We start from the raw sequence: 11,936 nt of genomic DNA on the forward strand, positions 1-11,936 counted from the left end.
TTTTGTCTATTTCAATCCGAGCATAGTAAGAATTATGTAATTCACAAAAATTTCTTACGTCTTATAGGCTTCATGATTAAGTTACAGTTAAAACCACGTACCGAACCAAATCAAAGGATGCAAGTCTATGCACCCTTAATTGCTATTGCTTTGACTCTGCTGTCAGGTTTATTACTGTTTCAATTGTTAGGTGAAAACCCATTTATTGCCTACAAAGCTTTCTTTTTTGACCCCATTAGTGACATTAATGGCATTAGCGAATTATTGTTAAAGGCTTCTCCCTTATGCCTAATTGCCTTGGGTCTGACCATCTGCTATCGAGCAAATATTTGGAATATTGGTGCAGAAGGACAAATGTACATTGGCGGAATTTTTGCGACAGGTATTGCAATTCACTATACAGAGACCCTTGGACACTGGACCCTAATAGTCATGATTTTGGCTAGTGCGTTAGGCGGTGCGATATGGGCAAGTATTACTGCCTTATGTAGAGCTCAATTAAATACTAACGAAATTCTTGTTAGTTTAATGCTGACTTATGTAGCTGATTTAACTATCAAGTTTTTAGTCTACGGTCCATGGAAAGATCCAATGGGCAATAATTTTCCTATTACGATTTCATTTGCTGATGAGGCACTATTCACACCACTAGCATTTCTTGGCTGGTCTTTCTGGGATGGGACAAGAGTAAATACCTCCATCTTTATCACGCTTTTTTTTATACCATTAGTTTGGATATATAACGAAAAATTATTTGCTGGTTTTAAAAATTTAGTGGTGGGTATCGCTCCAGGAGCTGCAAAATATGTAGGCTTCAATGAAAAAAAGATTATCTGGATTGTGTTAGTTTTTAGTGGTTTGATTGCGGGTATTGCTGGAGCGACTGAAGTAGCTGGGCCAATTGGTCAGTTAAACGATAAGTGGACACCAGGGTATGGTTTTACAGCGATTATCGTCGCCACACTTGGACGTTTAAAAGTATCAGGAGTAGTCTTAGCATCACTATTAATGGCATTACTTTATTTGGGTGGAGAATCTGTTCAAGTAACCATGCAGCTCCCAAAATCTGTGAGCCAAGTATTTCAAGGGTTTCTCCTCTTATACCTTTTAGCTTGTGATGTTTTAATCAATTACGAAATCGTCATTTTAAAAAAAATAGGGGCCAAGTATGTTAATTGAGTCCCTCACTCCATTATTAGTCAGTGCCATTGGCGCAGCTATTCCATTACTGTTTGCAGCTTTGGGGGAATTAATTGCGGAAAAAGCTGGTGTCCTCAATTTAGGTCTTGAAGGCACTATTTTAATGGGAGCCTTATCGAGTTTCTTGGCTGTTGCAGAAGGTAGCTCATTGTTTTTAGCCTTATTAATTGGAGTTGCCGTAAGTGTGTTATTTACCTTACTTTTTGCTTTTGTAACGATCAGTTTGCAAGCAAATCAAGTGGCAACTGGGCTATCTTTAACAATACTAGGAGTTGGTCTTTCGGCTGTTATCGGTAAAACCTATGTTGGTTTTTCTGCTGCAAAAAGCTTTGCTCCCGCACCGATTCCTATTTTAAAAGATATCCCCCTGTTAGGACCGTCATTATTCTCTTTAGACTATGTTGCTTATTTTTGTCTCTTTTCTGTAATTGCTATAGCTTGGTTTTTAACCAAATCAAAAGCCGGCTTAGCCTTAAGATCTGTTGGTGAGTCTCCATCAGTGGCAAGATCTTTAGGCTTGCCAGTTACAAAAATACGTTATTTAGCCGTCTTATTTGGCGGCGGCTTTGCTGGTTTAGCAGGAGTTTACTATGCTCTTGCACAATTCAAAGTTTGGCAAGATGGCTTAACCTCTGGCAATGGATGGATTGCTCTTGCCTTAGTTGTATTTGGTACTTGGCGTCCATTTAAAGTTGCTTTAGGAGCCTTACTTTTTGGGAGTGTAACAGTCCTCGGCCTTTACTTTCAATTGGTAGATATCAAGGTATCTGCCTTTGTGTTGGCTAGCTTTCCCTACGTCACAACAATCCTAGTTTTAGTTTATTTATCAATGGATAAAGAAACTATTCGCCGTCACGCCCCAGCGTGGTTAGGAAAACCATTTTTTGATGATCGATAGTGTTTTTTTTATATAAAAGGAGAAGTAAATGAAGCTTTCTAAACGCGTGTTATTAATTTCAGCCTCACTCATGACTTTGGGATTAGCTCAAAGTGTAACTGCTGCAGAACCACTAAAAGCAGCATTTGTATATTTTGGAACACCAGGAGATGCTGGTTGGACATTTGCTCACGACACAGGAGTAAAGTTAGTTAAAAAAGAATTAGGTTCACAAGTCACAACTACGATTGTTGAAAACGTTCCAGAAAGTGCAGATGCAGAGCGCGTCATTCGTGATCTAGCAGCCAAAGGTAATCAATATATTTTTACAACATCATTTGGCTATATGGAACAAACACTCAAAGTTGGCAAGTCATTCCCAAAGGTTGAGTTCTATCACAATACAGGATTCAAGTCATCTGAAAACGTCCATACCTATAACTCAAGAATTTATGAACCAGCCTATCTTGCAGGAATGATTGCAGGCAGAATGACTAAATCCAACACTCTTGGTTTTGTTGCATCCTTCCCCATTCCTGAAGTGGTTCGTAATATTAACTCTTACACAATGGGTGCACGTAGCGTAAATCCTAAAGTAAAAACAAAGGTGATCTGGATTAGTTCATGGTATGACCCAGCAAAAGAACGTCAAGCAGCAGAAACATTAATTGGTCAAGGTGCTGATATGTTGCTACAAAATACGGACTCAACCGCAACTCTACAAACAGCTGCTGAAAAAGGTGTCTATGCATTTGGTTGGAATTCAGATATGTCTGCACTTGCACCTAAAGCACACTTGGCTTCAGTCATTCACAACTGGGGTCCTTACTATGTAAAAACTCTGAAAGCTGCATTGGATGGAAAACCATCTAAAGAAAACGTTTGGGGTGGCATGAAAGATGGTATGGATGGACTTGTGTCATTAAACAGTAATATCCCCGCTTCTGTCAAAAAAGAAGTAGAGGCTAAACAAGCAGATATCATCTCTGGCAAGTTCAAAGTATTTTCAGGACCAATGAAATTACAAGATGGCTCAATGAAGTTAGCTGCAGGTCAATCATTTACTGATCAAGAAATTGATAGCATTAAATTTTATGTTGAAGGTGTAGAAGGTCAGTTACCGAAATAATTTTGGAGTTGACTCCCCGAAGATAGTTTTTATTTTTGGGGAGTTTTTTTTATTTTGTATAGCCTATTAAAAAAGGCTTGAGACTTTTAAAAGTTTCAAGCCTTCTTTCTTTTTTAAGCGTGTTGTTACCTTCGTTCAAATTTTTTCTCACCCATCAAATATGTCGCTTGAATATTACGATCATCCCCAAGAATAATGGCAACAAATAACTCCTCTTCTAGAGTTTGACAAGCATTAATCCTTCTTTCCATTAGTGGTGTAGCTTTTAAATCTAAGACAATAAAATCAGCTTCTTTACCAGGCATAAAGTTGCCAATATGTTGATCTAGTCCGAGTGCCTTAGCTCCAGTAAATGTAGCCAGATTGAATAAATCAAATGCACTCATCACATCTCCTCGCAAATGAGCAACCTCGTAGGCTCGCCCCATGGTTCTGAGCATACTAAAACTCGTACCACCACCAATATCAGTTGCTAGAGAAACTTGAATTTGCTCATTGAGGTAATGTTGCAAATTCATTAAGCCACTACCTAAGAAAAGATTCGAGGATGGACAAAAGGCAATCGAACTTTGCGTAGTATTTAAGCGCTTGATATCGAGTTCATCCAAATAAATACAGTGGGCATAAACTGCATTGGGTCGTAAAAGACCATATTGATCATAAACATCAAGATAACTACGATGCTTTGGAAATAACTCTTTCATCCAAGCGACTTCATCTACATTTTCAGCTAAGTGAGTTTGAATGACCATATCCGGATAAAGACGAGCCAGCTCAGCCGTCTTTTCCAATTGTGCTTCGCTTGAAGTGATGGCAAACCGGGGTGTGATTGCGTATTGTAAACGGCCTTTTAGGTGCCAATTATCGATCAGTTCTAATGCATCTTCAAAGCTTGACTCAGGAGTATCTTGCAAGTAATCAGGACAATTACGATCCATCGCAACTTTACCCGTTATCAATCTAACATTACGCTCAAATGCTTTAGTAAAAAGAGCTTTCGCTGATTCAGAATGAACCGTTCCAAAAACTAAAGCAGTGGTTGTACCATTACGAAGCAGTTCCTCTAAAAAGAATTCACTCGACTGAAGTGCCCAGTCAAGATTTTGATACTTTGCTTCCGACCGAAAAGTAAATCGTTCTAACCAATCCAACAAATCTTTTCCCGGGGAAGCGATGACATCGATTTGAGGGTAATGTATATGTGTATCAACGAAGCCCGGAATGATTAATTTATCACTATAGTCAATGATTGAAATTTCTTCACTCATTATGGGCAATAAGGAACTTAGTGGTCCACATTTCTCAATAATCCCGTCACTAATTAAAAGACCTCCTTGCGCAAAATATTCATACTTGGCTACATTTGCATCAAGCGGATCAAGAAAGTGAAGTATCCTAGCTTTGATTATTTTTTTTGCCATTTGCTACTGACTGCCTGAGTTAAATAATTGACTAGAATTTCTTTCTTTCATCATCATAAATTGATCTTCTTGTAACTCTAATAATGTAGCCATAATCTCTACTGCAATCACAGCTGGACTTTTAGAAAATTGATATTTATTTCCAATGGGGCACATTAAACTATTCACCACCTGCTTACTTAGACCAGTTTCTAATAATCTTTTTTTAAATCGCGCTGATTTTGTTTTTGAACCAATTAACCCTAAAAATCCAAAGAAATCATTTTGGAGAATTTTCTGACAAATCAAGAAATCTAATTGATGACTATGCGTCATTACCAAAAAATAACTCCCTATCGGTGCAGAATTTATTAACTCTAGAAACTCGGGTTGAAAATCAAAATTTACATCTGGATATTCCAACTGATAATCATTGACAGACTTTCCTAAAATTAATTCTCTACTATCGAAGCATCGGACTTGGAAATTCAATGCTGGTAAATTTTTTAATAAATGAGTTGCAACATGTCCTGCTCCAAACAACCATAATTCAGGTGTTGGATGTAGAACCGTCTCATAAAGAAAAGTACCCTGCGGAAATTCAATCAGTCCAGGAAGGACCCTATTTGTTAAATTAGAGTTTTGAACTAAAAGTTGATTTTTTCCAGTTTTTAAATTGAGGACCTTTTGATAGGAGTCAGTTAAAGATCGAGTTTGAAACAACCAATCAATATCAGCGATTGATTCAAATCGTTCCCAAATTAATTGAACAGTTCCTCCACAACACTGGTCTAATTCCACACCAAGTATAAAAGCCTGCAAATAGATTTTTGCATAAAGCTGATTGATGCTGAGAAGCGCAATTTCAATTGCTTTATCTTCTAAGAAACCACCACCAATGGTCCCATATGTTTCAACCGTTCCTGCCCGGTTAAACCATACCAACATGCTGGTACCTTGATCTCTTGGGGTTGAACCCTTCGCCTCAGCAATTACCACTCGCACCACTACGTGATTAGTGAGAATTAGTTGTTTAATACGTTCGAACTCTTTAATCATTATGAGAATTTAAGGCATTTAAGATTGACTCTGGAGTCGCAGGTGCACTCAAGTGTAGGGTACATTCCTGCCCCACCTTTGAACGAATCGCATGTTTAATGGCGTGGAAAACTGAAAATGCCAACATTAGTGGAGGCTCTCCAACTGCTTTTGATTTATAAATTGTATTTTCAATATTTCCTGTTGAAACATATAAATTTGTTTTGGCATGCTTTGGCCAATCTAAGGCAGTTGGAATCTTATAGGTGGATGGTGAATTAGTCATCAGCTTACCCTTCGGATTCCACCATAATTCTTCGGTAGTTAGCCATCCTAGTCCTTGAACAAAACCACCTTCAATTTGGCCTATATCAATTGCAGGATTAATCGATTGACCGACATCATGCAAAATATCTACTTGTAATAGTTTCATTTCACCAGTTAAAGTATCGATAATTACTTCTGAAACAGCCGCCCCATAGGAGAAATAAAAGAAGGGTCTTCCTTTACGCGTTTTTGAATCATAATGAATTTTTGGCGTCGCATAAAACCCCGTCGCAGAGAGAGAAATCCTACCTACATAACATTCTTTAACCGCTTTTTCAAAACTAATGGCTTGAGAACCTAAGAGAACTTCATTGTTTTTAAACTTAATATCAGTTACCGATAATTGATATTTAGAGGCCAAGAACTCTTTCATTCTTGAGATAAGAGTTTGTGCTGCATTTTGAGAGGCCATACCATTCAGATCGGTTCCGGAGGAAGCGGCAGTAGCCGAAGTGTTCGGAATTTTACTTGTATCCGTCGCTGACATTTTGACCACTGAGTAATCCACATTAAACTCATTAGCAACAATTTGTCGAATTTTTGTGTTTAACCCCTGTCCCATTTCTAAGCCACCATGATTCACCAAAATACTGCCATCGGTATAAATGTGTATTAGGGCCCCCGCTTGATTAAAATGCGTAGCCGTAAAAGAAATTCCAAACTTTACTGGGGTTAAAGAAATACCTCTTTTGAAGTGATTGTTTTGTTGATTAAATTTGTTAATTTGTTCGCGTCGCTTTAAATAATGAGAGGACTGCGATAACTGGTCAACTAAATCTTCAATAATGATATCCTCCACCGGCATATCAAAATGGGTCAGCATATTTTTTTTATAAAAATTTTTTTGACGAATTTCAAGTGGGTCTATCTTTAAGTAATCAGCAATGTCTTCGATTGCATACTCAATACAGTACATGCCTTGGGGACCACCAAAGCCTCTAAATGCGGTATTAGATACAGTATTAGTTTTACAGCGATAGGAGATGGCTCTTACATTCGGGATGAAATAACAGTTATCTAAATGAAATAATGCCCTGTCGTTGACTGGGCCAGATAAATCAGCTGAAAAGCCACACCGAGATGCCATCATCACATCAAACGAGAGGATCATTCCATTTGCATCAAAACCAACTTCATAATCAAATTCAAAATCGTGCCGCTTACCTGTGATCGTCATATCCATTTCACGATCTACTCTTAACTTCACTGGAAGCTTTGTTTTTTCTGCTGCCAAAGCGGCAATAATCGCAAACCAGGCTGGCTGGCTCTCTTTACCACCAAATCCGCCACCCATCCTCTTACATTCAATTCGAATCATGGCAGCTGGTTTATTGAGGGCATGAGATACCAAATGCTGTACTTCACTTGGATGTTGGGTAGACGAATAGATGGTTAATTCACCATCTTCCATTGGTATCGCACAAGCAATTTGTCCCTCTAAATAAAAGTGTTCTTGTCCACCTAATTGAATAGAGTTTTTAAGTCGATGAGTAGATGATAAAAAACCCTGCTCAACATTTCCTCTTTCGATTGCAACTGGAGGTAAAACAAAGTTATTTTTTTCAATTGCCTCACGAATATCAAAGATAGGAGTTTCTTCCTCAACTTTCACTCTCGCTAATTGAGCGGCTTGTTTAGCAATCAAATGAGATGTTGCGATTACAGCAAATAAGGGTTGCCCATAAAAATCAATTTGCGACTCTGGAAAAATGGGATCATCCTTAACTGCACCGCCAAAATTATTTTCACCAGGAATATCTGCAGTGGTCAAGACGGTAATAACGCCCGGAAATTCTTTGACTTGAGTTAAATCAAGTTCAAGAATTTTTCCCCTTGCAATTCGGCTTACGCCTAAAGCCACATGCAAGGCGTTGATAGGTAAAGAAATATCATCAACATACTGCGCATTTCCAGAAACGTGCAAATGTGCGCTCTCATGATGTATTTGATGCCCCATCGTACTAACATTGATTACGTCACTCATTAGCTAGACTCTCGCTGATGATTGAGGAAAAATCCTTTAAAGAAAATCTCGTTTGATTCACATCGTTATAAAAACGGATTAATAAATTTTTTGCTACTTGTGATCGATAACCAGCCGTTGCTCTTAAATCCGTTAATGGTTGGAAATCCTGATCAATGAGCTCTATGGCTGCTTGAATGACTGCCTGAGTCAAAGGTTTGTTAGTTAAAAATTTCTCTAACTCAATTGCTCTTTTAGGTATTGCTGCCATCCCTCCATAAGCAATACGAATCGATTGAATATGATCGTTCTCTAAAATGACTTTTGCACCAAAACAAATTGCAGAAATATCTTGCTCATATCTTTTTGACACTTTATAGCTAGCGATTCGATCATTTTTTGTGGGTAAAGGAATTTTTACTGCCTCTACAAACTCTCCAGACAACAGATTTTTTTTCTGATAGCCTAAATAGAAATCTTCAAGATTCATTTCTCTCGTCGATTGTCCTTGCCGAAGCACAATCAAAGCATTAAGAGCTATCATGATAGGCATACTATCGCCAATAGGAGAACCGTTAGCCACGTTCCCACATAGCGTACCTGATTGCCTAATCGGCAAAGAAGCAAAACGTTGATGTAATTCTTTGAGGTCAGGATAATGTTGCACGATCTTCTCATAGGCAGATTCGAGACTTACCCCTGCTCCAATCCAAATAAATTGGCTACCCTCTTTTATTACTTGAAGTTCTTTTACTTGACCAATAAATAATAGGGTATTTAACTGTTTTAAATGTTGTGTAACCCACAATCCTACGTCAGTTGCACCCGCGAGGATTTGATAATCTGGGTTTGCTGCATATATATTTGCAAATGTTTCTAAATCACTCGGTGCTATGAATTTTTCTGTGACTAAATCCGGCTGTAGCTCTAAATTGATTTGTTGTTGCAAACGATGCTCAGAAAATGCATCTTCTCGGCTAAAACGGCTAGGCTCATCCAAGGTCATCATTTGCATCCCAGCTTCAATAATTGGTCGATATCCAGTACATCGACATAGATTGCCAGAAATCGCATTGATCACATCAGATTCATTAGTATTTGTTGATGCTTGATCTAAATAATGAGCTAATAGGGAGATAACAAAACCAGGTGTACAAAATCCACATTGAGATCCATGACAAGTTACCATAGCTTGTTGAACTGGATGCAGTTCCTGCAGGGAACTCGAAATATATTTAGCGGTATAGAGTGATTTTTTATGTAATGTTGGTACAAACTTAATACAGGAGTTAATCGGTTTATAAACCAATTCCCCCTCCTTTGTCTCTGCCTGAAGTACCATGCAAGCTCCACAGTCCCCCTCACCACAGCCTTCTTTAACACTCGTATTATTTTTTTTTAAACGAATAAAATCTAACAAAGTTTCTTGTTGATTTTCTATCGGAATTTGAATTAATTCGTCATCTAAATAGAATTGAACTGTTCGGTTTGAGTTAGGAATCATGTATGCCCTGAACTGAATAACCAACAAGTGGATATTTCACTTGTTGGTTATGAACTATTAAACCACTTAAAACTTCATACGATTAAAACTTCATTCTAATACCAGCACCATAAACATATCCAGTACCAGATGTGTTTGAGGCACTTGTGTAACCATAGTTTACATAAGCATCAGTCTTGTCATCTAATGGATAGTCATACCCAACAACTGTTTCGTTCACAGTTGAAGATACACCACCCAATGCGGGATTTAATGCTACTAGGTTTGATGAATAGTTTGTGTTTGCGTATTCAATCAAGATTTTGCCTGGACCAGCAGGAATCTTTGTACTGACTTGGAATGTCTTTGACTCTGTACCAGCACTTGACTGCTTAGCATCTTGGTAAGTCATAAATACTTTAGCCATACCAAAATCATAAGAAGCACCTCCCATGTAAGCTTGGGCTGAATTATGTCCAACTGTGAAAATGTCCATGCCAATTTCGCTATTACCAATTGGCATTACTTGTGTATTGGAGTAATAAGCAGTTAAGGCTAAAGGGCCGTCAAAGTACAAGACGTTTGCACCATAGTTATTACCGCTTGAAGTACCACTATTAGGTGCATAGTGCAAGTTAATTTCTGCGTTACCAAATTTTGGCAATGTATAAATAATTTGACGATCCCATGCTGTATCACCGTATAAGCCGTTTGCAGTACTGTTACTAATATTCTGTGACGGTGTATTAAAGTTAAAATACATTGCATGCCAAAGTGGACCATATCCAGCTGAATCACCATAGGCATTAAATAAAATCGTTGGCAAGAAGTGTGGAGCAATATCACGACCGATAGTTACTTTACCAAAGTCGCCAGCTAAAGAGCCACTAGCGTTACGTGTAAATAAATTTGGTCCAATATAGTTACCCTGTGTTAAATCCAAGAAGGCTGAAGCACTGAAACCAGCAGTCAAACCAGTACTTCCAACTGCACGCTCACCTTTAATACCAAAATACGAAGTAGTCATTGCACCACTTGTTGGTGTTAAATTTGAAGTTGTTCCAGATACTGGCGCTTTGCTTGCCTGTAATGATAAATCGGCTAATCCAAATACTGATAATCCATCTACGACTTTTACATCAGCATGGGCGCTTGAAGCTGCAAAAGCACCGACTAGCGCTAATGCTATAGCTGTTTTCTTACCTAAAAATTGGTGTTGCATACAAGTTTCTCCCTAAAAAATTAAAAAATATCTACCCTAAAATTTGAGCAGTAATAATCTGCACAATTTAATAATGAACTTTAAAAAAAGTTATACTTCGCTCATCTGTTCCAAATAAGTGCTAACTAATCATGTCTTGCACCAAAATATGTCAACTTCATTACAAAATATTTTTAATATTTTTTTCATATTAATTTTTGAAATATTCTTATTAGTAATTTATTTCTTTTATTCATGCTAAAAACTCTGCTATGACTTACCCCTTCGATCAGTTACAAAATGATTGGCACCCAATTGCGATTGAGTCCACACTTCTTATCAATGTGCTTACCCCTATCACTCTATTGGGTCAATCGCTTGTTTTATGGCGTGATGAACAACAACAATTTCATTTATGGTTGGATCAATGTCCTCATCGTGGCATGAAGTTATCACTGGGCACAATTGAAAATAATCATCTCATTTGTCCTTATCATGGGTGGCAATTTAATACGACTGGGAAATGTAGTTTCATTCCAGCCTTACCCCATTTATTAGATGCCAATTTAAAAGCGCAAGTTAAAAAATTTCAAGTGCAAGTTAAATATGGTTTAGTTTGGGCATGTTTAGGAGATCCTGCATCTGATCTCTTTTTATTTCCAGAGTTTGATATTACAAAGCGCCGAATTGTTTTTTGTGGTCCCTACGACATCAATACCAGTGGGCCACGCATTATTGAAAATTTCCTAGATATGGCACATTTCCCATTTGTCCATGAAGGAACACTCGGTGACAAAAACCACATGGACATCCTTGATTATTTAGTAGAAGAATTTTCGGATGATATTTATGGTCATGTAGTACGTGCAACGCAATGTTTTTCTTGGCAGCCTCAATCTAGTAAAAAATCAGATCAAGCAGAATTAATAGAATATGCTTACCGCGTAGTACACCCTTTTTCAGCCATATTGAATAAAAAAAATAATGACTCCAAATCTAATCCCGGAGGATTGGATGATGCAATTAGTCTTCATCTCCAACCAATCGAACCCACAACCACAAGGGCTTGGATCATCATGGCCTTGAGAGATTTTGAGCACTCCGATCAAGAGTTACGAGAATTCCAAGATTTTATTTTTTTACAAGATAAATCAATTCTTGAAAATCAAATTCCAAAATTATTACCACTACAGCCTGAAACAGAAGTTTCAGTGGTCAGTGATCGGCTTTCCATCGCCTATCGCAAATACCTACGGACGAATAACTTACAATATGGTGTAATGAACTCTTCAATTATTTAAACTCTTTATCTTCTTCA

9 protein-coding genes are annotated in these 11,936 nt (G+C 37.8%); 4 read left to right on the forward strand and 5 right to left on the reverse strand.

The features are described from left to right. Positions 1 to 72: 72 nt before the first annotated feature. The 3 genes from AOC35_RS09560 to AOC35_RS09570 are packed head-to-tail and all read left to right on the forward strand — an operon-like array spanning position 73 to position 3,206. The gene (locus AOC35_RS09560) at positions 73 to 1,179 is read left to right on the forward strand and encodes an ABC transporter permease (RefSeq protein WP_108646864.1); all 1,107 of its coding nucleotides are present in this window, start codon (positions 73 to 75) and stop codon (positions 1,177 to 1,179) included. Beyond that, the gene (locus tag AOC35_RS09565; RefSeq protein WP_108646865.1) at positions 1,169 to 2,098 is read left to right on the forward strand and encodes an ABC transporter permease; all 930 of its coding nucleotides are present in this window, start codon (positions 1,169 to 1,171) and stop codon (positions 2,096 to 2,098) included. The genes AOC35_RS09560 and AOC35_RS09565 overlap by 11 nt, the downstream gene beginning before the upstream one ends. A gap of 28 nt (positions 2,099 to 2,126) precedes the next feature. Then, positions 2,127 to 3,206, forward strand: a complete 1,080-nt coding sequence (locus AOC35_RS09570; RefSeq protein ID WP_108646866.1) for a BMP family ABC transporter substrate-binding protein — start codon at positions 2,127 to 2,129, stop codon at positions 3,204 to 3,206. Positions 3,207 to 3,331: 125 nt separating this feature from the next. Here AOC35_RS09570 and guaD read toward each other — a convergent pair whose 3' ends face one another. The 5 genes from guaD to AOC35_RS09595 all read right to left on the reverse strand — a co-directional run bounded on the left by guaD (position 3,332) and on the right by AOC35_RS09595 (position 10,639). Next, entirely contained in the window at positions 3,332 to 4,627 is a 1,296-nt protein-coding gene (gene guaD, locus AOC35_RS09575; RefSeq protein ID WP_108646867.1) for a guanine deaminase, read from the reverse strand. 3 nt (positions 4,628 to 4,630) lie between these two features. Continuing rightward, positions 4,631 to 5,665, reverse strand: coding sequence for a xanthine dehydrogenase accessory protein XdhC (gene xdhC / locus AOC35_RS09580; RefSeq protein ID WP_108646868.1), 1,035 nt, complete (start codon positions 5,663 to 5,665; stop codon positions 4,631 to 4,633). Continuing rightward, positions 5,658 to 7,955, reverse strand: coding sequence for a xanthine dehydrogenase molybdopterin binding subunit (gene xdhB / locus AOC35_RS09585; protein WP_108646869.1), 2,298 nt, complete (start codon positions 7,953 to 7,955; stop codon positions 5,658 to 5,660). Before xdhB ends, xdhC begins: the two co-directional genes overlap by 8 nt. Next, a complete protein-coding gene (gene xdhA / locus AOC35_RS09590) occupies positions 7,948 to 9,438 on the reverse strand; it encodes a xanthine dehydrogenase small subunit (RefSeq protein WP_108646870.1) in 1,491 nt (496 codons plus the stop codon). The genes xdhB and xdhA overlap by 8 nt, the downstream gene beginning before the upstream one ends. An 82-nt stretch (positions 9,439 to 9,520) precedes the next feature. Next, the gene (locus AOC35_RS09595) at positions 9,521 to 10,639 is read right to left on the reverse strand and encodes a porin (protein ID WP_108646871.1); all 1,119 of its coding nucleotides are present in this window, start codon (positions 10,637 to 10,639) and stop codon (positions 9,521 to 9,523) included. Positions 10,640 to 10,890: 251 nt separating this feature from the next. Between AOC35_RS09595 and AOC35_RS09600 the strand changes: the two genes are divergently transcribed. After that, positions 10,891 to 11,919 (forward strand): aromatic ring-hydroxylating oxygenase subunit alpha, encoded by a 1,029-nt coding sequence (locus AOC35_RS09600; RefSeq protein WP_108646872.1) that lies wholly within the window; start codon positions 10,891 to 10,893, stop codon positions 11,917 to 11,919. Positions 11,920 to 11,936: the final 17 nt, after the last annotated feature.

The sequence above is a fragment of the Polynucleobacter rarus genome (assembly GCF_003072505.1).
GTDB lineage: Bacteria > Pseudomonadota > Gammaproteobacteria > Burkholderiales > Burkholderiaceae > Polynucleobacter > Polynucleobacter rarus.